This is a genomic window from Lysobacter luteus (assembly GCF_907164845.1).
GTDB classification, from domain to species: domain Bacteria; phylum Pseudomonadota; class Gammaproteobacteria; order Xanthomonadales; family Xanthomonadaceae; genus Novilysobacter; species Novilysobacter luteus.
Window position 1 is genome coordinate 2,074,844 of the sequence record NZ_OU015430.1, and the last position, 23,844, is coordinate 2,098,687.

Below are 23,844 nucleotides of genomic sequence, written 5' to 3' on the forward strand. Positions count from 1 at the left end.
GGTCACGGGGCGGCGTCGCCGTCGGGACCGGCCGGCGTCGCGTCCTCGGGTTCGACCACGCGGTAGAACGTCTCGCCCGGCTTGATCATCCCCAGTTCGCTGCGGGCACGTTCCTCGACGGCCGCCTCGCCCGACTTGAGGTCCTCGACTTCGGCAGCCAGCGCGTCGTTGCGCTGCTTGAGCCCGTCGTTCTCATGCGCCTGCTCGGCAACCCGCTGCTCGAGTGCGGCCACCGACCGGCGGCCACCCTCGCCCAGCCACAGCCGGTACTGCAGCAGCACCAGCATGGCGGCCAGCAGTACCAGCAACACGCCGAGCCAGCGACGCGGCACGGCCGTGTCAGCGCTTCAGCGAGACGAACGCGTCGCGGCCGGCGTAGCGGGCGGCCTTGCCCAGCTGCTCCTCGATGCGCAGCAGCTGGTTGTACTTGGCCACGCGGTCGCTGCGGCACAGGGAGCCGGTCTTGATCTGGGTCGCGGTGGTGGCCACGGCGATGTCGGCGATGGTGGTGTCCTCGGTTTCGCCGGAGCGGTGCGAGACCACCGCCGCGTAGCCGGCGCGGTCGGCCATCGCGATGGCCTCCAGCGTTTCGGTCAGGGTGCCGATCTGGTTGACCTTGATCAGGATGGCGTTGGCGACCTGCTGGTCGATGCCCTGCTGGAAGATGCGCGGGTTGGTCACGAACAGGTCGTCGCCGACCAGTTGCACCTTGTTGCCGAGCTTGGCGGTCAACAGCTTCCAGCCGTCCCAGTCGCCCTCGTCCATGCCGTCCTCGATGGTGACGATCGGGTACTGCGCGCACCAGTTGCCGAGGAAGTCGGCGAACTGCTCGCTGGTCAGGCGCTTGCCCTCGCCGGTGAGGTTGTACTTGCCGTTCTCGTAGAACTCGCTGCTGGCCACGTCCAGCCCGAGGAGGATGTCCTCGCCGGCGTGGTAACCGGCCTTGCCGATCGCCTCGAGGATGGTTTCCAGCGCTTCCTCGTTGCTGCGCAGGTCGGGGGCGAAACCGCCCTCGTCGCCGACCGCGGTCGACAGGCCACGGCCCTTGAGCACCGACTTGAGCGCGTGGAACACCTCGGTGCCGGCGCGCAGGCTATCGGAGAAGGTCTCGAACCCGGTCGGCAGGATCATGAACTCCTGCAGGTCGACGTTGTTGTCGGCGTGCGCACCGCCATTGATGATGTTCATCATCGGCACCGGCAACACCGGGGTACGGTCACCGGCGAGGTGCTTCCACAGCGGCAGCTTCAACGACGCGGCGACCGCGTGGGCGTTGGCCATCGACACGCCGAGCAGCGCATTGGCGCCGAGCCGCCCCTTGTTCTCGGTTCCGTCCAGGTCGATCAGGCGCTTGTCGATGCCGGCCTGGTCGGCCGCGTCCATTCCGCCGATCGCCTGGGCGATGGTGGTGTTGACGTTGTCGACCGCCGTCCGCACGCCCTTGCCGAGGTAGCGGGTCTTGTCGCCATCCCGCAGTTCAACCGCCTCCTTGGAACCGGTGGACGCGCCAGACGGCACCATCGCGCGGCCGAAGCTGCCGTCGGCGAGGGTGACCTCGGCCTCCAGGGTCGGGTTGCCGCGGCTGTCGAGGATTTCGCGGGCGTGGACTTTGGCGATGGTCGTCATGTCGGGTTCTTTGCAGGTCTCAGGATTGGGATTCGAGGAAGCCGTTGCGCTTGGTCACTTCGTCGATGGCCATCAACGTCTCCAGCAGCGCGCGCATCTTCGGCAGCGGCCAGGCGTTGGGGCCGTCGGACAGCGCTTCTTCCGGCTTGGGGTGGGTTTCCATGAAGATGCCGGAAATGCCGACCGCCATCGCCGCGCGCGACAGCACCGGCACGAACTCGCGCTGGCCGCCGCTCTTGCCGCCGGCGCCGCCGGGCAGCTGCACCGAATGGGTCGCGTCGAACACCACCGGGCAGCCGGTGTCGCGCATCACCGCCAGCGAGCGCATGTCGCTGACCAGGTTGTTGTAGCCGAAGCTGGCGCCGCGCTCGCAGACCATGATGTCGCGGTTGCCGGTGGCCAGCGCCTTGTCGGCGACGTGCTTCATCTCCCACGGCGACAGGAACTGGCCTTTCTTGATGTTGACCGGCTTGCCGGCGCCGGCGACCTTCTGGATGAAGTCGGTCTGGCGGCACAGGAATGCGGGGGTCTGCAGGACATCGACCACCGAGGCGACCTCGTCCATCGGGGTGTACTCGTGGACGTCGGTCAGCACCGGCACGCCGAGCTGCTTCTTCACCTCCGACAGCACCTTCAGCCCTTCCTCCAGGCCGGGGCCACGGAAGCCAGACACCGAGGTGCGGTTGGCCTTGTCGAAACTGGACTTGAAGATGAAGGGAATCCCGAGCTCGCCGGTGATTTCCTTGAGCGTGCCGGCGGTGTCGAGCTGCAACTGCATCGACTCGATCACGCACGGGCCGGCGATCAGGAAGAAGGGCCGGTCGAGGCCGATCTCGAATCCGCAGAGTTTCATGCGTGTGCCTCCTTGAGCAGCCGTCCGCCGGCCTGCGCCTTGTGCTCGCGGGCGGCGCGGATGAAACCGACGAACAGCGGGTGGCCGTCGCGCGGGGTCGACAGGAACTCCGGGTGGGCCTGGCAGGCCAGGAACCACGGGTGGCGGTCGCGCGGCAGTTCGATCATCTCGACCAGCAGGTCGTCCATCGACTTGGCGCTGATCACCAGCCCCGCGTCCTCGAGCTGGGTGCGGTAGCGGTTGTTGAACTCGTAGCGGTGGCGATGGCGCTCGCCGACGACGTCCTTGCCGTACATCGCGTGCGCCAGCGTGCCGGGCTTGATGCGCTGGTCCTGCAGGCCGAGCCGCATCGTCCCGCCCAGGTCGCTCTCCTCGTTGCGGCGCTCGACGTCACCGGTGGCGGTGCGCCACTCGGTGATCAGGCCGATCACCGGGTGCGGGCTGGCCTTGTCGTTCTCGGTGCTGTTTGCGCCTTCCAGGCCAGCGACGTTGCGGGCGTAGTCCACCACCGCCGCCTGCATGCCGTAGCAGATGCCGAAGTACGGGATGCCGTGCTCGCGCGCGTGGCGGGCGCTGTCGACCTTGCCTTCGAAGCCGCGGTCGCCGAAACCGCCCGGCACCAGGATGCCGTCGACGCCGGCCAGTGCCTCCTCGGCGCCAACCTTCTCGATGTCGCTCGACTCCAGCCACTTCAGGTTGACCCGGGTGCGCTGGCGCAGGCCGCCGTGCTTGAGGGCCTCGGCCACCGACTTGTAGGCGTCCTGGTGGTCGACGTACTTGCCGACCACGCCGATGGTGACCTCGTCGACCGGGTGCTCGCTGGCGTCCAGCACCGCGTCCCACTCGGCCAGGTCGGCCGGGCCGGCCGGCAGGCGCAGGCGGTCGATGATCAGGTCGTCCAGCCCCTGCTCGTGGAAGCGCTGCGGCATCCGGTAGATGTTGTCCAGGTCGACGGCGGAGATGACCGCGCGCTCGGAGACGTTGGTGAACAACGCGATCTTGCGGCGCTCGCTGTCGGGCAGCGGCTGCTCGGAGCGGCACAGCAGGATGTCGGGCTGGATGCCGATCGAGCGCAGCTCCTTGACCGAATGCTGGGTCGGCTTGGTCTTGAGCTCGCCGGCGGCGGCGATCCACGGCACCAGGGTGAGGTGCATGAACAGCGCCTTGTCCGGCCCGCGCTCGGTGCGCAGCTGGCGGATGGCCTCCAGGAACGGCAGCGACTCGATGTCGCCCACCGTGCCGCCGATCTCGACCAGGCCGACGTCGAAGCCCTGGGTGGCCTCGACGATGCAGCGCTTGATCTCGTCGGTGATGTGCGGGATCACCTGCACGGTGCCGCCAAGGTAGTCGCCGCGGCGCTCCTTGCGGATCACGTTCTCGTAGATGCGGCCGGTGGTGACCGAGTTCTTGCGGCTCAGGCGGGTCCGGACGTAGCGCTCGTAGTGCCCAAGGTCGAGGTCGGTCTCGGCGCCGTCGTCGGTGACGTACACCTCGCCGTGCTGGAACGGGCTCATGGTGCCCGGGTCGACGTTGATGTACGGATCGAGCTTCATCATCGTCACGCGCAGGCCGCGCGCTTCGAGGATGGCCGCCAGCGAGGCTGCCGCGATGCCCTTGCCGAGCGAGGACACCACGCCGCCAGTGACGAAGATCAGGGGAGTCATGGATTTTTGTGCCGCTGGAAAGCCGCAGTTTACCGGCTGGGGCGCCGGGCCGCGACCGCTTGACTATTCCGGGCCGCACTGTCCCGCATCGGCGACCGCCGCCGCGCGCCCATGAAAAAAGACGCCCCGGCGGACCGGGGCGTCTTTCTGGAACGTGGATCGGTCCGATGGCTCAGTAGCCGTCGTCCTCTTCCGGCTCCACTTCGCCTTCGGCCTCGACCGCGGCATCGGCCTCGACGTCGGTCGCGGCAGCGGCCTCGGTGGCCTCGGCCGCTTCGTCGACCAGCGCCGAAGCGTCGCCGACAACGTCGCCGGCGGTGGTGGCGGCCTGCTCGACCTCGGCCTGCTCGACCTGGGCCTGCGCATCCACCTCGGCCTGGGCATTGACGTCGGCCGACTGGGCGAACGCGGCCGGAGCGGCGATCAGACCGGCAATCACGGCCGGCAGCATCAGCTTGCGAATATTCATGCGATGTCTCTCCTGAGATCTTTGGAAAATGGGTGAAGCGCCCGGGCGGGGGCCCGGGAACGCGGCGGCGGGATCCGGGGGAGAATCCGCGCAGTCGCATGCCGCCGGGGAACAGGGGGTACCTCGACGACGGCCCGACCCTAGCCGCCGGTTCCTCGCTCCAGCCTGAACGAACGGGAAATTAACGTTGGCCGCCCGCTTGACGCGGATACGTGCCGGTCGCGCGAACCGCGCGCGACTTCGCTTGACCGTCCCCCGCCCCGTCTTCATCCTCGCCGCTCCGCCGCGCCGTGCCGTACGCCCAGATGAATACCCGCTACAACGCCGCCGATATCGAAGTCCTGTCCGGGTTGGACCCGGTCAAGCGTCGGCCCGGCATGTACACCGACACCACCCGCCCCAACCACCTGGCGCAGGAGGTCATCGACAACTCGGTGGACGAGGCGCTGGGCGGCCACGCGAAGGTGATCGAGGTGACCCTGCATGCCGACGGCAGCTGCGAGGTGTCCGATGACGGCCGCGGCATGCCGGTCGACATCCACCCCGAGGAGGGCATCCCCGGTGTCGAGCTGATCCTGACCCGGCTGCACGCGGGCGGTAAGTTCAGCGGCAAGAACTACACCTTCTCCGGCGGGCTGCACGGCGTCGGCGTCAGCGTGGTCAACGCGCTGTCTACCCGGGTCGAGCTTTTCATCAAGCGGGACGGCAACGAGTACCGGATGGAGTTCCGGGACGGGGACCGCAGCTCCGAGCTGGAGGTGGTGGGGAGCGTCGGCAGGAAGAACACCGGCACCCGCCTGCGCTTCTGGCCCGACCCGAAGTACTTCGACACCCCCAAGTTCAACCTGCGCTCGCTCAAGCACCTGCTGCGCGCCAAGGCCGTGCTCTGCCCCGGCCTGACCGTCCGGCTGCACGACGTCGCCGGCGACGAAAAGCTGGAATGGCATTACGAGGACGGCCTGCGCGACTACCTGCGCGGCGAGCTGGCGGAGGCCGAACTGCTGCCGCCGGAGTTGTTCGTCGGCCACCTGCAGAAGGACACCGAGGTGGTCGACTGGGCCGTGGCCTGGGTGCCCGACGGCGAACTGGTGCAGGAGAGCTACGTCAACCTGATCCCGACCGCCCAGCACGGCACCCACGTCAATGGCCTGCGCACCGGCTTCACCGATGCGCTGCGCGAGTTCTGCGACTTCCGCAACCTGCTGCCGCGTGGCGTCAAACTGGCGCCCGAGGATGTGTGGGACCGGGTCGCGTTCGTGTTGTCGCTGAAGATGACCGACCCGCAGTTCTCCGGCCAGACCAAGGAGCGGCTCAGTTCGCGCCAGGCCGCGGGCATGGTCGAGGGCGCCGCGCACGACGCTTTCAGCCTGTGGCTCAACCAGCACGTAGAGCTCGGCGAGCGGATCGCCCAGCTCGCGATCGAGCGCGCCAGCGCCCGGCTGAAGACCGAAAAACAGATCACCCGCAAGAAGGTCACCCAGGGTCCCGCCCTGCCCGGCAAGCTGGCCGACTGCACCAGCCAGGACCTGTCGCGCACCGAGCTGTTCCTGGTGGAGGGCGACTCCGCCGGCGGCAGCGCGCGGCAGGCGCGCGACAAGGACTTCCAGGCGATCCTCCCGCTGCGCGGCAAGATCCTCAACACCTGGGAAGTGGCCTCCGGCAGCGTGCTGGGCTCGCAGGAAGTGCACGACCTGGCCGTCGCCATCGGCTGCGACCCCGGCAAGGACGACATCACCGGCCTGCGCTACGGCAAGGTGATCATCCTGGCCGACGCCGACTCCGACGGCCTGCACATCGCCACCCTGCTGACCGCGCTGTTCCTCCAGCACTTCCCGGCGCTGGTCGCTGCCGGCCACGTGTTCGTGGCAATGCCGCCGCTGTTCCGCGTCGATCTGGGCAAGCAGGTGTTCTACGCCCTGGACGAGGAGGAGAAGCGGATCCTGCTCGAGAAGATCGAACGCGAAAAGGCCGAGAAAAAGAAGGGCGCGGCCGGCGCGGTCAATGTCACCCGCTTCAAGGGCCTGGGCGAGATGAACCCCTCGCAGCTGCGCGAGTCGACCATCCACCCCGACACCCGCCGGCTGGTCCAGCTGACTGTCGACGACGCCGAAGCGACGCATTCGCTGATGGACATGCTGCTGGCCAAGAAGCGCGCCGGTGACCGCAAGGCGTGGCTGGAGAACAAGGGCGACCTGGCGACGCTGGAGGTCTGACCCCCCGCCGCGGCGTGGCAGACTCCCGGGACACATCCGTGTTCCGGGGAGGGAACATGCCACATATCCGCTGTTTCGGCGTTGCGCTGTCCTTGCTGTTGTCTGCCCCCGTGGCAGCCGCCAGCCCACCCGCCGCGGAACTGTTCGCCAAGCACTCCGAGATTTCCGACATCGCACTGTCGCCCGACGGTACCCGGGTCGCGATGGCGGTGCCGGTGGCCGAGGGAACGGAGACGCAGCTGCAGATCATCCCGCTCGACGAGGGCGGAGGCGCGCTGGCATTGCGCTTCGGCAAGCAGCAGCACGTCACCGACGTGTACTGGACCACCAACGAGCGCCTGGTGGTGTCACGCGCCGAGATGGAGCCATTGCACGCGGAACCCTACAGCCGCGGCGAGCTGATCGCGACCAATGCCGATGGCAGCGACCAGGAGCTGCTGTTCGGCTACATCGGCGACTTCTTCATGAAGTCCGGTCGCCGCAAGGACAACGGCTTCTCGGCGCTCACCGGCCTCATCCTCGACGACCCGGGCATGGCGCTGGTGACCTTCCGCTGCTGGAACTGCGGAGAGGAGCCCGACACCGTACTTTTCCGCGTCGACACCCGCACCGGCGTGCGCAAGGAGGTCGAACGTTTCCGCGGCGACACCATCTTTGGCGCCGACCGGAGCGGCACTGCCCGGATCGCGGTCAGCCGCGATGCCAACGACAACCCGTTGATGCGCTACCGCCCCACCGCCGACGCGGCCTGGCAACCACTGCCGCGGACGATGGCGGGCTATTCGCTGTCGCCGCTGCGGTTCTCGGACCAGCCGGACGTCATGTTCGCACTGGTGTCCGACAAGGGTGAGCCCGAACGCCTGTACCGGCTCGACCTGGCCGCCGGCACCCGCACCCTGCTGGCGGGCCGGGCGGACATGGAGATCGCCCGCGTGCTGTACGAAGGCAGCCGCGGCGCGCCGTTCGGCGTGTTCTTCGATGCCGGCAAGCCCGCGATCGAATACATCGACAAGGCATCGCCCTGGGCCGCGCTCCACGCCGGCCTGATGCAGAGCTTCCCGGGCGAGCTGGTCATGCCCTTCGACTTCAGCGACGACGACAGCAAGCTGATCTTCTTCACCTACTCCGGCAGCCACCCCGGCGCGTACTACCTGCTGGATCGGACGGCGGGAAAGATCCGCCTCATCGCCGAGCTGAAGCCCTGGATCGAGCCGGCGAAGATGGCGCCGGTGCGGCCGATCGAATTCAACAGCCGCGACGGCCGGACGCTGTACGGGTTCCTGACCGCTGCCGGTGACGGCCCCCGGCCGATGGTGGTGATGCCCCATGGCGGCCCACACGGGCCGTATGACCGGTGGCGGTTCAATCCGGAGGCGCAGTTCCTGGCCAGCCGCGGCTACGCCGTCCTGCAGGTCAACTACCGCGGTTCCGGCGGGCGTGGACAGCAGTTCATCGAGGCGGGCTACCGCGAATGGGGCGGGCGCATCCAGGACGACATCGCCGACGGCGTCCGCTGGGCGGTCGACCAGCAGCTGGCCGACCCGTCGCGCGTGTGCATCTACGGTGCAAGCTTCGGTGGCTACGCCGCACTGATGAACTCGATCCGGTATCCCGACGCCTACCAGTGCGCCATCGGCCACGTCGGCGTCTACGACCTGCAGATGATGTTCAAGGAAGGCGACATCGCTGCCCGCCGCGCCGGACGTACTTACCTGGAGCGCGTGCTCGGTACCGACGAGGCCGCGCTGGTCGAGAACTCGCCCGCCCGGCAGGTGGACCGCATCAAGGTCCCGGTGTTGCTGGCGCAGGGCCGGATCGACCGGCGCGTTCCGATGGAACAGTTCGACGCGCTCGCCACCGCGTTCCGCAAGAGCGGGCGTCCGGCGGAAACCCTGGTGGTGCCCGGCGAGGGACACGGCTTCTACAAGCCCGAGAACCAGGCGAAGCTGCTGGAAACGATGGCGGATTTCCTCGACCGCCACATCGGCGGCCGCTCCGCGGGCCCGACCGCCGCCACTGCGCCCTGAGAAGTGTGGCGCCGGCCGTCGATGCGGTCGGCGCCTCCGCTTTCACCCCCCGCTTTCAACCCGCTCCAGGCCCGGCCAGCGCGGCCAGCAGCAGGCGCCGAAGCACCGGTTGCAGGCGCGCCGCCCGTTCCGGCAGGTACTCGAACGTCGCCTCGTCCATGTAGCAGCGCTGGCTGGTCTCCAGCTGAACCGCCTCGACGCCCCGATCTGGCTCGCCGTAATTGCGGGTGATGTGGCCGCCCTTGAACCGTCCATTGGCGACCCAGTCGAAGTCGTGTTGCGCGGCGAGGACCGCCTCCAGTCGCTGCTGCAGTGCCGGCGAGCAGCTCGTCCCGCCGCCGGTGCCGAGGTTGAGGTCGGGCAGGCGGCCGTCGAACAGGAACGGGAGGTCGTCACCACGGATCGAGTGGCCCTCCCACAGCACCGCCCGCCCGTGTTCCAGCCGCAGCCGGGCGAGCTCGCCCGCCAGGGCGTCGTGGTACGGGCGCCAGTAGCGTTCGACGCGATCGCGCACTTCGGCCTCGTCGGGTTCCGCGCCGGGGAGGTAGACCGGCTCGCCGGTGAACCGCACGGTCGGGCACAGGCCGGTCGTGTTCTGCCCGGGGTACAGCGAGGTGTCGTCAGGCGGACGGTTGAGGTCGACCACGTAGCGCGAGTACCGCGGGACGAGCACGGAAGCGCCCAGTTCGCGGGCGAAGTCGTACAGGCGCGAGACGTGCCAGTCGGTGTCGGGCGCGGCACGCGCGGCCTCGGTCATGCGCGCGGCGAGTGCCTCGGGGATCACGCTGCCGTCGTGGGGCAGGCTGACCAGCAGCGGCGCAGTGCCGCGGTGGAGCGCGTAGGTATCCATCCGGCCATTGTAGGAGCGGCTCCTACAGGACGCTCGCGCCCGGCCTAGCGCATGAGCACCACTTCTTCGGCGCTGGTGGGGTGGATCGCGACGGTGTCGTGCAGGTCGTCGAGGGTGATGCCCCGCTTCAGCGCGACCGCAAAGCCCTGCAGGATCTCGTCGGCGGCCTCGCCCAGCAGGTGTATGCCGACCACCCGGCGGTCGGGGCCGGCGCAGACCAGCTTGAACACGCTGCGCTGCGGCGAGTCGACCAGCGCATGCAGCATCGGCCGGAACGACGCGGTGGCGACATGCACGTCGTCGCCGTGCTGCTCGCGCGCCTGGTCTTCGGTCAGGCCGACCTTGCCCATGGGCGGATGGCTGAAGACGACCGTTGGGATGTCGTGCGGATCGAGCGGCCGGTCGCGGTTGCCGTAGAGGCGGTCCATCAACCGGCGGGCGGCGGCGATGGCGACCGGCGTCAGCGGCAGGTCGGTGCTGACGTCGCCCACCGCGAAGATGCCGTCCACGTTGGTGGCGTGCCGCTCGTCCACCACGATGTGGCCGCGGCGGTCGGTCTCGACTCCGGCCGTGTCAAGGCCGATTGCGTCGGTGTTGGGGCGCCGGCCGGTGGCGAGCAGCACTTGGTCGAACACCAATTCAGATGCACCGGGGGCGATGACCTGGAATCCGTCGCCGGTCTTTTCGACGCCTTCGACGCTGCAGCTGAAATGGATGTGGATGCCGGCCTGGCGGTAGTCCTCGGCCAGCTGTGCGGTGAGTTGCGCATCGAAACTGTCGACCAGCCGCTGCCCGCGCACGAAGACACTGACCGCGCTGCCCAGCGCCTGCAGCACGCCAGCCAGTTCGACCGCGATGTAGCCGCCACCGACCAGCGCGACCCGGGCCGGCGCTGCGGTCCAGCCGAAGAAATCGTCCGACGTACCGGCCAGCTCCGCGCCCGGCATGTCCGGCCGCACAGGGTGGCCGCCGGTGGCAATCAGTATCCGTGGCGCGCGCAGGCGGACGCCGTTGCTGCATTCGACCGTGCCTGCACCCGCGAGCCGGCCGCGCACCGGCAGCAGGGCCACGCCGGCCTTGTCGAGCCGCTGCTGGTAGCTGGCGTGGATGTTGGTGATGTAGCGCTGGCGGTGGGCGATGAAGGTCGGCCAGTCCAGCGCGCAGTCCTGGGCGGGAAACCCGAGCCGCCCGGCGAACCCCAGCTTGCCGGCCACCTCGGCCGCCAGCCACATCGCCTTCTTGGGCACGCAGCCGGCGTTGACGCAGGTACCGCCCAGCGCTTCGGGTTCCAGCAGTGCCACCCGGGCACCGTGCTCGGCCGCGCGGAAGGCGCCGGCCAGCCCGCCGGATCCGCCACCCACCACGATCAGGTCGAAGTCGTTGTGCATCGCTCGCTCCGCTGGTGATGGCCCATCGTGCCCGAAGCGGCGTGTAGGCGGCCTCAGGCGAAGCGGTCGGGACGGTACGGCGCGGGGTCGACGGCCGGCGCATGCCCGGTCATCAGGTCCGCGACCAGCTGGCCGGTGCCGGTGCTCATCCCCACGCCCATCATCCCGTGGCCGGTCGCCAGCCAAAGGCGATCGTGGCCGGGGGCACGGCCGATGATCGGGATGTCGTCGCAACTCATCGGCCGCCAGCCGTACCAGCGCTCCCGGACCTCGGGGCCGACCGGTTGGTGCAGGTACTCGGCCGCGCCGCGCTCGAGCGCACCGAGCCGGCGCTCGTTGAGGCTGACGTCGAAGCCGGAGAACTCCATCGTGCTGCCGAGCCGGAACCCGCCGTAACCCCGGCTGTCGTCCCAGGTGGTGACGCAGACCGAGCGCTCGCGCAGGATCAGCGGGCGACGCGGTACCAGCGACGGCAGTGAATAGGTGACCGAGTAGCCCTTGCCCGGCTGCATCACCGAACGCAGCCATGGCAGCCCGACCGCGCCCGCCAGCCGGGGCGACCACGCGCCCAGCGCCAGCACCACCTGGTCGGCCTGCACCACCTCGCCGGCTACCCGCAGTGTCACCCCATCGCGGTTACTCGCCAGCGAGTCCAAGGCGGCATGCTCGACCACCACCCCGCCGCGCTCGCGCACGGTCCGGGCCAGCTCGGTGACGTAGCGGTCGGGACGCAACACGGCATCCCCGGAGAACCGGATCGCGCCGGCGACACCGGGCTTGACCGCCGGTTCCATCGCCTCGAAACGGGCACCGTCGATCACCTCGACCGCGATGCCCAGTTCGCGCAGCAGCGGGATCTCGCGCTGGTCTTCCTCGAACTTGCGGTCACTGCGGAACACGTAGTCCTCGCCCGACTCGCTGAAGCCGCAGTCCAGCCCGTAGCGCGCGATCCAGTCCTGCAGCCGCAGCCGCGAATCGTTGAGCAGTTGTGACTTGGCACGCGCGCTGCTTTCCCAGTCGCGCAGGTTGCAACGACCGGCAAAACGCCACATCCAGCGCCACAGCACCGGGTCGAGCCGCGGCCGGACGTACAGCGGAGCGTCGGGCGTCAGCATCATCCGCAGCGCGGTGGCGACCATGCCCGGCGCTGCCAGCGGCGGTGCGTGGCTGGGCGTGATGGTGCCGCAGTTGCCATGTGAACTGCCGCCGCCGACCCGGCCTGCGTCGATCACCGTGACCCGCCGGCCGGCCTCGATCAGGGCCAGCGCCGAGGCGAGCCCGACCACACCGGCCCCCACCACCACCACGTCTTCGCGTCGATCCATGGCGGCGAGTTTAAGCGGCGGCGAGCAGCCGGTGTCAGGCAGGCGATCCCCGCCCGACCGACCCAGGGACTCAGGCAGCCACGGGCGGCACCGGGCCCGACGCGCGCCGCATCGGCGGCCACTGGAGGTAGGTGAAGGCGCGCCACAGCCACTCCATCGGACCGTAGCGGAACCGCGACAGCCACCAGCGGCTGAGCGCCACCTGCAGCGCGAACACCACCACCACGCCCAGCACCTGCCAGGCGCGCGACACCCCGCCCCACAGGCCCAGCCCGTAGCCGTAGAACAGCAGCGTGCCGATCACCGACTGCGCGAGGTAATTGGTCAGCGCCATGCGTCCGGCCGGTGCGACCGCCCGCAGCCAGGCAGCGCCGCGCTGCAGGGCCAGCACCACGATGCCGACGAAGGCCAAGGCCATCAGCGGGGACCCGGCCATGTGCAACGTCATCGCCATCATGGCGTCGGGATCGGCGCCGGCGACCATGTTGGGGTTCGGGTTAATGGCCACGCTCGCCAGCGTCAGCGCAAGGCCAGCCAGCCCGCCAAGCCATGCGAGCCGGACGAACATGCGCCGATGGGCCGCCGGCTCCGACATGGCCCCGCTGCGGACCAGCCACGCGCCTATCAGGAACATCCCCAGCACCAGCGGCACGAGGAAGAAGTTGTCGCCCAGCGACTCCATGAACCACTGAAGCCTTACCGCGTTCGCCTCGGCGTAGCTGCCCGAAGAATAGGCGGCGATCTCGGCGTCCCGCAGCGAGGCCATGGTCTCGGCCATCGCCGCGGCGTCCGGGTCGGAGGCGGCATCGCCCATCGCCATCATCGCGGCCGAACCGAGCAGCATCAGGGCCAGCAGCACGCCCCAGATCCATGCGCCCCACTTCCACAGCTGTGTCGTCGCCGTATTGCGGAACAGCGCCATGAGCAGCAGCGCGGTCACCGCGTAGGACACCAGGATGTCGCCCGACCAGACCAGCAACGCGTGGACCAGGCCGATCAGCAGCAGCCCGAACGTGCGCCGCAGGTACATCGGCACGAACCCGCGGCCGGCCGCCGCGGCACGGCCGAGCATCACCGCGAACCCCATGCCGAACAGCAGCGAGAACAGCGTCCAGAACTTGCCGCGCACGAACACGTAGACGAACGCGTCGGCCAGCCAGTCCAGTCCACGCGCGTCCGGCGCGATGCCAGAGGCCATGTCGGCCAGCGGCGCAGTGAAGTACTCGACGTTCATCAGGGCGATGCCCAGCAGCGCCAGGCCGCGCAGCACGTCGAGGTTGTCGATCCGCTCCGATGCCGATACCGGCGTCAGGGTCGTGGTGGTCATGCGCAGCCTCCCCAGGCATTGAAGCGCCGATCATGCCAGCCGCGCAGGCGTCGGCAACCGCCACACGTCATGCCGGCCCCAGAACGAAGTCGGCCCGCAAAGGCGGGCCGACGGGGTCTGCGATGACGACCGCTGCGGTCAGTGCTGGTGACCGCCCTCGCCGTGCACGTGGCCGTGCTGGATCTCTTCCTCGCTTGCCTCGCGCACCTCTACGATCTCGATCTCGAAGCTCAGGTCCTTGCCGGCCATCGGGTGGTTGAGGTCGACGTCGACCACGCTCATGCCGACCTTCTGGACGGTCACCGCGCGCGGGCCGAAGTTGGTCGGCAGCACGGCCTGCATGCCGGGGACCAACTTGACGTCCTTGAAGTACTTCTTCGGGACGCGCTGGGTCAGGTTGGGCTGGATCTCGCCGTAGGCCTCGGCTGCCTTCACCTCGGCGGTGAACTTGTCGCCGGCCTCGCGGCCGTCCATCGCCTTCTCCAGCCCCGGGATGATGTTGCCGTGGCCGACCAGGATCGCCAGCGGGCCGCGGCCCTCGGAGGATTCGAGCGACTCGCCACCCTGCTCGGCGACGGAATAGTGGAAGAGGACGACGCGGTCTTTCTCGATTTTCATGCGGTTACTCGGTGGAGGCCGGACGGAGGACCGTCGCGTGGCGCGGGCAGCACCACCGGTCGGTGGCGGCGAAGGGGGTTGCCGTCGCGCCCCGGGACAGCCAAGCTGTCGGCGTGACGAAGGCCGCGCATTATCCCGGCATCAACGCCCACGCGCCAGCACGCCCGGTGCAGGCCGCCGCGTCCCCGACCCTCCGACCCTTGGCCGCGCTGTGCTGCAGCCTGCTGTTGTGCGCAGGTCTGGCCGGCTGCGGAAGCGGAAGCGGAAGCGAAGTGGCGCGCTCGCAGCCTCCGCCGCCCGGTCGCGACTGGGCCACGCGGGCGCCGAGTGATCCCGCCGCCGCCAATGCGGTGCTGATGCGGGCGATCAGCCTGGTCGGCACGCCCTATCTCTATGGCGGCAACACCCCGCAGTCCGGGTTCGACTGCAGCGGGCTGGTCAACTATGTCTACAGCGACATGCTCGACCTGCGCCTGCCGCGCAGCTCGGGCGCCCTGGCGGGCTACCAAGGGCCGCGGATCGCCCCGGACCAGCTGTCCCCGGCCGACCTCGTGTTCTTCGGCAGCGGCGGCCGGGTCACCCACGTCGGCATCTATGTCGGCGACGGCCGTTTCGTGCATGCCCCCAGCAGTGGCGGGACGGTCCGGCTCGACCACCTGAACGGGCATTACTGGCGGGACCACTACAGCGGTGCGAAGCGCGTCCTCTGAACGCACCTGCCGAAGTGGAATGAACGCCGCATACTCCTAACGGAAAATTAACTCTATTTGAACCTCTTGGCCGGATTCCGCGGGCATGATGCCCGCGTGATGACTTCGTGATCCCCAAGTGACGACCAAGACCCCAGGCCAAGGCCGCCCGAATACCTCCGCCGCCCGCACCCCGCGTGCCGCAACCCGCCTCCTTCTTTCGATCCTGCTGGCCGCCGCCCCGGCGCTGCCGGCCTTCGCGCAACAGGCCACTCCGGCGACGGCGGCCAACGCCCCGGCGCTGATGCCCGACGCGATGACCCTGCCCGACCGCGCGCTCATGCTCGCCAGCGACATCAACACACTGCTGGTGTCGGGCAAGACCGCCGCCGTGGCGGCCGACTACCAGCCCACCGACGGCAAGGTGAAGAACGTCCTGCAGCGGGCACTCGCCCTGCTCGGCACGCCCTACCGCTGGGGCGGGACCTCGCCGGACAAGGGGTTCGATTGCAGCGGGCTGGTCAGCTACGTGTTTCGCAACGCCCTGGGCGTCGAGCTCCCGCGCGTGTCGCGCGACCAGGCCCGGACCGGTGAGCTGATCGCCGACAAGTCCGAGCTGGCCGAGGGCGATCTGGTGTTCTTCGGCAAGCGTGGCCGCGTCGACCACGTCGGCATCTACGTCGGCGAAGGCCGCTTCGTGCACGCACCCAGTACCGGCAAAGACGTGATGGTGTCCAGCCTGGAGACCGGTTACTGGAGCGGCAAGTACATGCAGGCCCGGCGCGTGGCCGGGATCTGACGCAAGCCTTCCCGTGGTCCTGCCGAAGCCGCCTCCGGGCGGCTTCGTCGTTTCCGGCTACAGCTCGCCGGCCAGGCGGTAGCGTTCGACGGTCTGCTCGATGCCCTTGCTCAGCTCCATCACCTGCAGTGCGTAGTCGGCGAGGTGGCGGTCGTCGTCGCTGACCGGTGTCCACGCCGGGACCGGAGTGGGCTTGCCTTCGACCCCGTCGAGGGCGACGAACACGATTACGCAGTGGGTGCACAGCCGCGGCTCGCCCCCCATCGGATCGCGGGCGCTGACCTCGACCGCGAAGTGCATGCTGCTGGTGCCGGTGTGGACCAGCTTGGTCCGCACCGTGACCAGGTCGCTGATGCGTATCGGCGACACGAAGCGGATGCCGCCGACCGCGACGGTAACGCTGTAGGTACCGCTCCAGCCGACCGCGGCGGCGTAGCCGGCCTGGTCGATCCACTTCATCACCACCCCGCCGTGCACCTTGCCGCCGTAGTTGACGTCGGTGGGCTCGGCCAGGAAGCGCATGGTCAGTTCGCGCTGGCTGCCGCTCACGTGCGGGCCTCCGGCGCGATGCGCCAGACAGGCGGGCTGGGGGCGGCGGCGGTGCAACGGCTCATCGGCGACTCCTGCGAGGGACGGCCGATTATGCGCAGCATCCGGTGCAGGCGGGTTGACGGTTCGCCGGTGGCGACGCCCGCGGCGATCACCCACACTTGCGCGCCCGATCCACGCCAGGGTGCCCCGATGGTTTCCTCCCGCCTGCCGACCCTCGCCTGCGCGTTGCTGTGGGCCGCCTCCTCCACCACCATCGCCGCCGAGGCGGTGTTGCCGGTGGCGCACGGCTACCAGACCCGCGAGGCCTGGCGCGAGCCGGTGGCACCGTTCCGGATCGCCGACAACACCTGGTACATCGGCACGCGCGGGCTGACCGCGCTGCTGGTGAAGACCGACGAGGGCGCGGTCCTGCTCGACGGCGGCGTGGCATCGGCCGCGGACATGCTGCTGGAGCACATGGCGTCGGTGGGCGTCGAACCCCGCGACCTGACCTACATCCTCCACAGCCACGCGCACGGCGACCACGCCGGCCCGCTCGCGGCGGTCAAGCGCGCCACCGGTGCCATGCTTGCCAGCAACGCAGAATCGGCCGTGCTGCTGGCGCGCGGTGGCAGCGACGACATCCATTACGCCGACGCCATCCTGTTCCCCCCGGTGCAGGCCGACCGCCTACTGCAGGACGGGGAGACCATCACACTGGGCGGCATGGCTTTCACCGTCCATTTCACGCCCGCCCACACCCCCGGGTCGATGAGCTGGAGCTGGACCGACACCCGTGACGGACAGCCGGTGCGCATCGCATACGCCGACAGCGTCAGCGCGCCCGATTACCGGTTGCTCGACAACCCGCGCTACCCGCGCATCGTGGAGGACTACCGCGCCGGATTTGCCGCCATCCGCGCACTGCCCTGCGATCTGCTGATCGCCCCGCACCCCGACAGCGTCGGCTGGGCGCCGGGCGCCGCCGCAGATCGCCATCCGGCACCGGTCGGCTGCCAGGCCTACGCCGACAACGCCGAGCGCCGGCTGGACGAACAGCTGGCCACGCAGCGCCGGGAGGCAGGCAACTGATGCCCTACACCCCGATCGTCGCAACCCTTGGCTACGTGCTGTCGCCCGACGGCCGCGAGGTGCTGCTGGTCCACCGCAATGCCCGTCCCGACGACCAGCACCTGGGCAAGTACAACGGCCTCGGCGGCAAAATCGAGCCCGACGAGGACGTGGTGGCCGGCATGCGCCGGGAGATCCTCGAGGAGGCCGGCATCACCTGCGAGCAGCTGCGCCTGCGCGGCACCGTCAGCTGGCCGGGGTTCGGCAAGCGGGGCGAGGACTGGCTGGGCTTCGTGTTCCTGGTGACGCGTTTCGCCGGCACGCCCTTCACCCACAACCCGGAAGGCACGCTGGAATGGGTGCCGCTGGACCGTCTGCACGAACTGCCGATGTGGGAGGGCGACCGTAACTTCCTGCCGCTGGTGTTCGACGACGACGAGCGGCAGTTCCACGGGGTCATGCCGTACCGCGAGGGGCGGATGGTCTCGTGGAGCCATTCGCGCGCCTGAGGCCGGATGCAACAACGGCGCGGCATAATCGTCCGTTCCACGGTCCCAGGTTGTTTCCATGCCCGCACGCGTCCGCCTTCCCCTGCTGCTCGCCTCCGCGTTGTCCTCCGCCCTGCTGACCGCCTGCGTCAGCACGCCGCAGCCGCGGGACAGCGCCCCGGGGGCAACTGCAAGCCTGCAGGTCGAGGTCCCCGCCATCGAGCGCCCTGCCGGTGAAACCGCCGCCTGGTGGTTCCGCGACGGCGCCGCCCAGGCCGCCAGCCGCGGCGCGATGGCAGGCCGGGCGCGCAACGTGATCCTGTTCGTCGGCGACGGCATGAGCCTGACCACGGTCGCCGCCGCACGCATCCTCGACGGCCAGCGCAAGGGCCAGCCGGGCGAGGAGAACCGCCTGGGCTGGGAGGACTTCCCGGCCACCGCGCTGAGCAAGACCTACAACACCGACCAGCAGACCCCCGACTCGGCCGGCACCATGAGCGCCATGGCCACCGGCGCCAAGACCCGTGCAGGCGTCATCAGCATCGGCCAGTCGGCGCCGTTCGGCGACTGCGCGGCGTCGCTGGAAGCCCCGCTGGTGACGTTATGGGAGCTGGCGGCCGCCAGCGGCATGGCGACGGGCGTGGTAACCACCGCGCGCGCCACCCACGCCACCCCCGCAGCGACGTTCAGCCATGCGCCCAACCGCAACTGGGAGAGCGACAGCGCGATGCCGGCGGCGGCCAAAGCGGCGGGCTGCGTCGACATCGCCCGGCAGATGATCGAGTCGCCGTACGGCAACGGCCCCGACGTGCTGATGGGCGGCGGCCGCACCAATTTCTTCCCGTCCGACCAAGCCGACCCGGAATACCCCGACGCCCGCGGCCGCCGCGCCGACGGGCGCGACCTGATCGCCGAATGGAAGCGTCGCCACCCCGGCGGCACCTATGCGTGGAATGCCGGGCAGCTGGCCGCCGCGCCGGCCGACGGGCCGCTGCTGGGTCTGTTCGAACCCAGCCACATGCAGTACGAGCACGACCGCCCCAACGACCCAGCCGGCGAACCTAGCCTGGCCGAGATGACCCGCGCGGCGATCACCCGCCTGGCGACCGACGCGGACGGGTACGTGCTGCTGGTCGAGGCCGGCCGGATCGACCACGCCCACCACGACGGCAACGCTTTCCGCGCACTGGGCGACACGATCGCGCTGAGCGAGGCGGTCGACGTCGCGCGCCGGATGACCTCGGCCGACGACACCCTGGTACTGGTCACCGCCGACCATGCGCACACGCTGACGTTCGCCGGCTACCCGACACGTGGCAACCCGATCCTGGGCAAGGTCCGCGAGACCAACGCCGACGGCAGCGTCGAAACGTCCACCGACGCGCTGGGCCTGCCGTTCACCACGCTTGGCTACGCCAACGGCCCCGGCTACACCGGTGCCAGCGGCAGCCAGCCGGCCGGGCCGAAGTCGTTCCCGCACCGGCCGGGCGAGTACCTCGCCGCAACCGGCCGCCCGGACCTGAGCTTGGTCGACACCGGTGGCCCCGATTACCTGCAGGAGGCCACCGTGCCGGGCGGCAGCGAGTCGCATGGCGGCGACGACGTCGGCATCTGGGCACGGGGGCCGGGCAGCGCGGCGGTACGCGGCAGCGTCGAGCAGAACACCATCTTCCACTTCATGCTGCAGGCGACGCCACGGCTGCGCGAGGCGATGTGCGCGGCCGGTCGCTGCAACTCCGATGGCGTGCCGGTGGAACTGCCGGACGCCAGCGCCCTCCACGGGCACTGACGGCCATCAGGCGGCGATCAGAACGGCTTGGCCAGCACCAGCCAGACGATCGCCACCAGCACCAGCACCGGCAATTCGTTGAACCAGCGCATCGACCGGGCCGACGGCAACGGCCGGCCCGCGTCGACGCCCTTCAGCCAGCGCCCGCTGGCGATGAAGTACGCCAGCACCACCGCCACCAGCAGCAGCTTGGCGTGGAGCCAGCCGCCGGCGATGTCGAAGTGCAGCCACAGCACCAGGCCCAGCACCACCGCCAGCGCGAACATCACGTGCCCGAAACGGTACAGCCGACGCCCCATGAGCACGAGCCGCTCGCGCACCGCAGGCGCCTCACCCGCCTCGGCGATGTTGACCAGGATCCGCGGCAGGTAGAACACCGCCGCCATCCAGGCGATCACGAACACGAGGTGGAAGGTCTTGGTCCAGAGGTAGGCCACGGCGGATCCGGCAGTCGGGCGCGATAGGATCGCATGCCCCGCGCCACTCCCCACCACCATGACCAAACAGTACGACCAGGCCTACTTCGACCGCTGGTACCGCGACCCGGCCCTGCGCGACACCGCGATCGGCGGCGGCGCGCGACTTGCCCGGAAGGTAGCGCTCGCCGTCGCCAGCGCCGAATACCACCTGGAGCGGCCAATCCGGACCGTGCTCGATATCGGAGCCGGCGAAGGCGCCTGGCGCGCACCCCTACTTAAACTGCGGCCGAGACTCCAGTACCTGGGCTTCGACAGCAGCCACTACGCGGTGGAGCGTTTCGGGGCACGGCGCAACCTGCATTTCGCCCGCTTCGGCGATTTCGAGCACCTGCGTCCCTGCCCGCCGGTCGATCTGCTGGTCTGCAGCGACGTCCTGCATTACCTGCCCACGCGCGAGCTGGACCGCGGCCTGCCCGCACTGGCCGAGCTCTGCGGCGGCGTGGCCTTCCTGGAAACGTTCACCCGTGCCGACGGCATCGATGGCGACGTCGAAGGCTTCCACGCGCGGCCGGCGAAGTTCTACCGCGAGCGGTTCGCAGGCGCCGGCCTGGCGCCGCTCGGCTCGCACCTGTGGCTGTCGCCCGCGCTCAGGACCGGGGCCGCCGCGTTGGAAGTGCCTGAATAGCCTCCACCGGTACCTGCGCGCCGGTTCACGTGCGCGCCATCCCGATCGGCTACGCTGCAGCGCAACATATCCGTACCGGGGAATCGGAACGCATGCTGCTTTACCAGATGCACGAGTTCGGCCGCGCCTGGATGGCGCCGGTGACCTATTGGGCCGAGGCCGGCGCCAAGATGTTCGGCGCCAACGGCGGCTGGCCGTCCACCATCCCCGGTGCCAACCGCTTGGCGGCCGGCTACGAGCTGCTGTACCGGATCGGCAAGGACTACGAGAAGCCCGAGTTCGGCATCCACCGCATCGAGGTTGACGGCCGCCAGCACCCGGTGATCGAGCGGGAGGTGCTGCGCAAACCGTTCTGCCGGCTGCTGCGTTTCAAGCGCTATGCCGACGACGCCGGCAACATCACCGAGATGAAGGGCCAGCCGCCGGTGCTCGTGGTCGCGCCGCTGTCCGGCCACCACGCCACCCTGCTGCGCGACACGGTTCGCACGCTGCTGCGCGACCACAAGGTGTATGTCACCGACTGGGTCGACGCGCGCATGATCCCCGCCAGCGAGGGGCCGTTCCACCTCGATGACTACGTGCGCTACATCGAGGAGTTCATCCGGACCATCGGTGCCGACGACCTGCACGTGATCAGCGTCTGCCAGCCGACCGTCCCGGTGCTGGCGGCGGTGTCGCTGATGGCCGCGCGTGGCGAGGCGACCCCGCGCTCGCTGGTGATGATGGGCGGCCCGATCGACACCCGCGAGAGCCCGACGCAGGTCAACGACCTGGCCGTCGACCGCCCGCTGTGGTGGTTCGAGGCCAACCTGGTCCACCCGGTGCCGGCCAACTACCCCGGCCACGGCCGCCGTGTCTACCCGGGCTTCCTGCAGCACGGCGGCTTCGTCGCTATGAACCCGGAACGCCACGCGCAGTCGCACTGGGACTTCTACCAGCACCTGGTCGAAGGCGACTTGGAGGACGCCGCCTCGCACCGTCGCTTCTATGACGAGTACAACGCCGTGCTCGACATGCCGGCCGAGTACTACCTGGACACCGTGCGCATCGTGTTCAAGGAGCACCTGCTGCCGCGCGGGCTGTGGGAGGTGGGCGGCGAGCGGGTGGATCCAGCGGCGATCACCGGTACCGCGCTGCTCACCATCGAGGGTGAGCTGGACGACATCTCCGGCCAGGGCCAGACGCGCGCCGCGCATGCGCTGTGCAGCGGCGTCGACGACGAGCACCGCGAGCACATCACCGTCGAGGGTGCCGGCCACTACGGCATCTTCAGCGGTCGGCGCTGGCGCCGGCAGGTGTACCCGCAGGTCCGCGACTTCATCGCCCGGCAGGCGGCCCGCGACAGCATTACGGCCTGATCCGCGCCGCCAGGATCGTCCGGTTGGCCGGCGGCGACGGCATCGGCCACAATCGGCCGGTCCCCGTCCTGGAGCCACACCGTGCCGAACCCGCGCCTGCTGTCGACCGCGTTGCTGCTTGCCCTGTTCGCCACCGGTGCCGCCGCGCAGGCGCCCGACTCGGACGAGGCGGCCAAACCAAAGTCGGCGCAGGAGATCCTCGACGCCTCGCCCGACGCGCACTGGCGCGCGCTGGACCCGGCCAACACGCTCTACATGGAGCTCGACGCCGGCCGGGTGGTGATCGAACTCGCTCCCCAGTTCGCCCCGCGCCACGTGGGCAACATCCGCACGCTGGCCCGCGAAAGTTTTTGGGATGGGCTGAGCATCTACCGCTCGCAGGACAACTTCGTGGTCCAGTTCGGCGACCCGACCGAGGAGGAAGCCGACCGCAAGCCCTTGGGCAGCGCCGAGGCGCACCTGCCGGCCGAGTTCGAGCGGCCGGCCGCCGGCCTGGGGTTCACCGCGCTGCCCGACGCCGACGGCTGGGCGCCGCAGGTCGGTTTCGTCGACGGATTCCCGGCCGGTCGGGACCCCGACACCGGCACCGCGTGGATGGCGCACTGCTACGGCACGCTCGGCGCCGGGCGCGACATGGCGGCCGATTCCAGCACCGGTGCCGAGCTGTACGTGGTAACCGGACAGTCGCCGCGGCAGCTGGACCGCAACATCACGGTGGTGGGCCGGGTCGTGGACGGCATCGAGTTGCTGTCGGTGATCCCGCGCGGCCCGGACCCGATGGGCTTCTACGAGGACCCGGCCAAGCGCACGCCGATCAAGGCGATCCGCCTGGCCAGCGAAGTACCGCCGTCCGAACGCAGCCAGCTCGAGGTACTGCGCACCGACAGCCCGACGTTCGCCGCCGCCACCGAGGCGCGCCGCAACCGCCGCGACGACTGGTACAAGGTCCCGGCCGGCCACATCGACCTGTGCAACGTGCCGTTGCCGGTGCGCGAGGCCGACGACTGACCGGCACGCCCCCGGCGTCCGCCTCAGGCGTCGCGCCGCTCGTCCTCGCGGCCCAGCGCCTCGTGCTGGAAGATGCACATCCGGATGACACTGCGGTAGCGCCCGTCGCTGAAGAACTCGTCGACCAGCACGCCCTCGCGCTGGAAGCCGGCACCCTCGTAGACCCGGATCGCCGACGCGTTGTCGACATCGACCAGCAGGTACAGCTTGTAGAGGTTGAGCACCCGGAACGCATAGTTGATCGCGCGGCGGGTCGCGGCCTTGGCGAAGCCCCGCCCCTGGTGCTCGGGCGAGATCATGATCAGGAACTCCGCACGCCGGTGCAGGTGGTCGATCTCGACGAGCTCCACCAGCCCGACCCGCTCGTGCGCCTGGGTGTCGGCCTGTTCGTGCTCGACGATGAAGCGCCGCTCGGACTGGTCGTGGATGTGCTTGCGGTACAGCTCCTCCAGCTCGACGAACGATTCGTACGGCTCTTCGAACCAGTAGCCCATCACGCTGCGATTGTTGTTGAGCACGTGGACGAAATGCAGGTCGCTGCGTTCGAGCGGGCGCAGGGTCACGTACGGGGTGGGCGTGGGCGGTGGCGGTGGCGGCATCGTCGGGTCCATCGCCGCAGCGTAGCCGGGCCACGGTGAAGACGGCCG

23 protein-coding genes are annotated in these 23,844 nt (G+C 69.7%); 10 read left to right on the top strand and 13 right to left on the bottom strand.

All coding sequences use genetic code 11. From position 1 onward, the window contains the following. Positions 1-2: 2 nt before the first annotated feature. From ftsB to KOD61_RS09755, 5 genes are all read right to left on the bottom strand, one after another. A complete protein-coding gene (gene ftsB / locus KOD61_RS09735; protein WP_215220365.1) occupies positions 3-287 on the bottom strand; it encodes a cell division protein FtsB in 285 nt (94 codons plus the stop codon). A 52-nt stretch (positions 288-339) separates the two neighbouring features. Further along, positions 340-1,626: a phosphopyruvate hydratase gene (eno, locus tag KOD61_RS09740; RefSeq protein WP_215218496.1), complete on the bottom strand. Its 1,287-nt coding sequence runs from the start codon at positions 1,624-1,626 to the stop codon at positions 340-342. A 19-nt stretch (positions 1,627-1,645) separates the two neighbouring features. After that, positions 1,646-2,479, bottom strand: coding sequence for a 3-deoxy-8-phosphooctulonate synthase (gene kdsA / locus KOD61_RS09745; protein WP_215218497.1), 834 nt, complete (start codon positions 2,477-2,479; stop codon positions 1,646-1,648). Then, the gene (locus KOD61_RS09750; RefSeq protein ID WP_215218498.1) at positions 2,476-4,143 is read right to left on the bottom strand and encodes a CTP synthase; all 1,668 of its coding nucleotides are present in this window, start codon (positions 4,141-4,143) and stop codon (positions 2,476-2,478) included. Before KOD61_RS09750 ends, kdsA begins: the two co-directional genes overlap by 4 nt. A gap of 172 nt (positions 4,144-4,315) precedes the next feature. After that, on the bottom strand, positions 4,316-4,612 hold the full coding sequence (locus KOD61_RS09755; RefSeq protein ID WP_215218499.1) for a hypothetical protein: 297 nt from the start codon (positions 4,610-4,612) through the stop codon (positions 4,316-4,318). Between the two features lie 305 nt (positions 4,613-4,917). Between KOD61_RS09755 and parE the strand changes: the two genes are divergently transcribed. Together parE and KOD61_RS09765 are read left to right on the top strand one after the other, a co-directional pair. Further along, entirely contained in the window at positions 4,918-6,825 is a 1,908-nt protein-coding gene (gene parE, locus KOD61_RS09760) for a DNA topoisomerase IV subunit B (protein ID WP_215218500.1), read from the top strand. A 56-nt stretch (positions 6,826-6,881) separates the two neighbouring features. Continuing rightward, positions 6,882-8,852, top strand: coding sequence for an alpha/beta hydrolase family protein (locus tag KOD61_RS09765; RefSeq protein ID WP_215218501.1), 1,971 nt, complete (start codon positions 6,882-6,884; stop codon positions 8,850-8,852). Positions 8,853-8,907: 55 nt separating this feature from the next. Here KOD61_RS09765 and hutG read toward each other — a convergent pair whose 3' ends face one another. The 5 genes from hutG to KOD61_RS09790 all read right to left on the bottom strand — a co-directional run bounded on the left by hutG (position 8,908) and on the right by KOD61_RS09790 (position 14,360). Continuing rightward, positions 8,908-9,702 carry an N-formylglutamate deformylase gene (gene hutG / locus KOD61_RS09770; protein WP_215218502.1) on the bottom strand — a complete coding sequence of 265 codons (795 nt, stop codon included), beginning with the start codon at positions 9,700-9,702 and terminating at the stop codon, positions 8,908-8,910. 44 nt (positions 9,703-9,746) lie between these two features. Then, complete coding sequence (gene gorA / locus KOD61_RS09775; RefSeq protein WP_215218503.1) at positions 9,747-11,090, bottom strand: glutathione-disulfide reductase; 1,344 nt, start codon at positions 11,088-11,090, stop codon at positions 9,747-9,749. A gap of 53 nt (positions 11,091-11,143) precedes the next feature. Continuing rightward, entirely contained in the window at positions 11,144-12,415 is a 1,272-nt protein-coding gene (locus KOD61_RS09780; RefSeq protein ID WP_215218504.1) for an NAD(P)/FAD-dependent oxidoreductase, read from the bottom strand. 70 nt (positions 12,416-12,485) lie between these two features. Continuing rightward, positions 12,486-13,742: a DUF418 domain-containing protein gene (locus KOD61_RS09785; RefSeq protein ID WP_215218505.1), complete on the bottom strand. Its 1,257-nt coding sequence runs from the start codon at positions 13,740-13,742 to the stop codon at positions 12,486-12,488. A gap of 138 nt (positions 13,743-13,880) precedes the next feature. Further along, a complete protein-coding gene (locus KOD61_RS09790; RefSeq protein WP_215218506.1) occupies positions 13,881-14,360 on the bottom strand; it encodes an FKBP-type peptidyl-prolyl cis-trans isomerase in 480 nt (159 codons plus the stop codon). A 113-nt stretch (positions 14,361-14,473) separates the two neighbouring features. Between KOD61_RS09790 and KOD61_RS13015 the strand changes: the two genes are divergently transcribed. Further along, entirely contained in the window at positions 14,474-15,070 is a 597-nt protein-coding gene (locus KOD61_RS13015; protein ID WP_251370568.1) for a C40 family peptidase, read from the top strand. Positions 15,071-15,188: 118 nt separating this feature from the next. Continuing rightward, positions 15,189-15,848 carry a C40 family peptidase gene (locus KOD61_RS09800; protein ID WP_215218507.1) on the top strand — a complete coding sequence of 220 codons (660 nt, stop codon included), beginning with the start codon at positions 15,189-15,191 and terminating at the stop codon, positions 15,846-15,848. 57 nt (positions 15,849-15,905) lie between these two features. Here KOD61_RS09800 and KOD61_RS09805 read toward each other — a convergent pair whose 3' ends face one another. Beyond that, entirely contained in the window at positions 15,906-16,397 is a 492-nt protein-coding gene (locus KOD61_RS09805) for an acyl-CoA thioesterase (protein ID WP_215218508.1), read from the bottom strand. A gap of 192 nt (positions 16,398-16,589) precedes the next feature. Between KOD61_RS09805 and bla the strand changes: the two genes are divergently transcribed. The 3 genes from bla to KOD61_RS09820 are packed head-to-tail and all read left to right on the top strand — an operon-like array spanning position 16,590 to position 19,727. Next, positions 16,590-17,471 (top strand): subclass B3 metallo-beta-lactamase, encoded by an 882-nt coding sequence (gene bla, locus KOD61_RS09810; protein ID WP_215218509.1) that lies wholly within the window; start codon positions 16,590-16,592, stop codon positions 17,469-17,471. Then, positions 17,471-17,959: an NUDIX hydrolase gene (locus KOD61_RS09815; RefSeq protein ID WP_215218510.1), complete on the top strand. Its 489-nt coding sequence runs from the start codon at positions 17,471-17,473 to the stop codon at positions 17,957-17,959. Before bla ends, KOD61_RS09815 begins: the two co-directional genes overlap by 1 nt. A gap of 58 nt (positions 17,960-18,017) precedes the next feature. Continuing rightward, positions 18,018-19,727 (top strand): alkaline phosphatase, encoded by a 1,710-nt coding sequence (locus KOD61_RS09820; RefSeq protein ID WP_215218511.1) that lies wholly within the window; start codon positions 18,018-18,020, stop codon positions 19,725-19,727. A gap of 17 nt (positions 19,728-19,744) precedes the next feature. Here KOD61_RS09820 and KOD61_RS09825 read toward each other — a convergent pair whose 3' ends face one another. Beyond that, a complete protein-coding gene (locus KOD61_RS09825) occupies positions 19,745-20,113 on the bottom strand; it encodes a CopD family protein (RefSeq protein ID WP_251370712.1) in 369 nt (122 codons plus the stop codon). Positions 20,114-20,222: 109 nt separating this feature from the next. Here KOD61_RS09825 and KOD61_RS09830 point away from each other — a divergent pair, with 109 nt between their 5' ends. The 3 genes from KOD61_RS09830 (at position 20,223) to KOD61_RS09840 (ending at position 23,197) form a co-directional block, all read left to right on the top strand. Beyond that, a complete protein-coding gene (locus KOD61_RS09830) occupies positions 20,223-20,831 on the top strand; it encodes a class I SAM-dependent DNA methyltransferase (RefSeq protein WP_215218513.1) in 609 nt (202 codons plus the stop codon). 95 nt (positions 20,832-20,926) lie between these two features. Continuing rightward, entirely contained in the window at positions 20,927-22,189 is a 1,263-nt protein-coding gene (locus KOD61_RS09835; RefSeq protein WP_215220367.1) for a polyhydroxyalkanoate depolymerase, read from the top strand. Positions 22,190-22,270: 81 nt separating this feature from the next. Next, a complete protein-coding gene (locus KOD61_RS09840; RefSeq protein WP_407074539.1) occupies positions 22,271-23,197 on the top strand; it encodes a peptidylprolyl isomerase in 927 nt (308 codons plus the stop codon). A gap of 23 nt (positions 23,198-23,220) precedes the next feature. On the opposite strand, the gene speG is transcribed toward KOD61_RS09840, so the two are convergent. Then, the gene (gene speG, locus KOD61_RS09845) at positions 23,221-23,796 is read right to left on the bottom strand and encodes a spermidine N1-acetyltransferase (RefSeq protein WP_215218514.1); all 576 of its coding nucleotides are present in this window, start codon (positions 23,794-23,796) and stop codon (positions 23,221-23,223) included. Between the last annotated feature and the right edge of the window lie 48 nt (positions 23,797-23,844).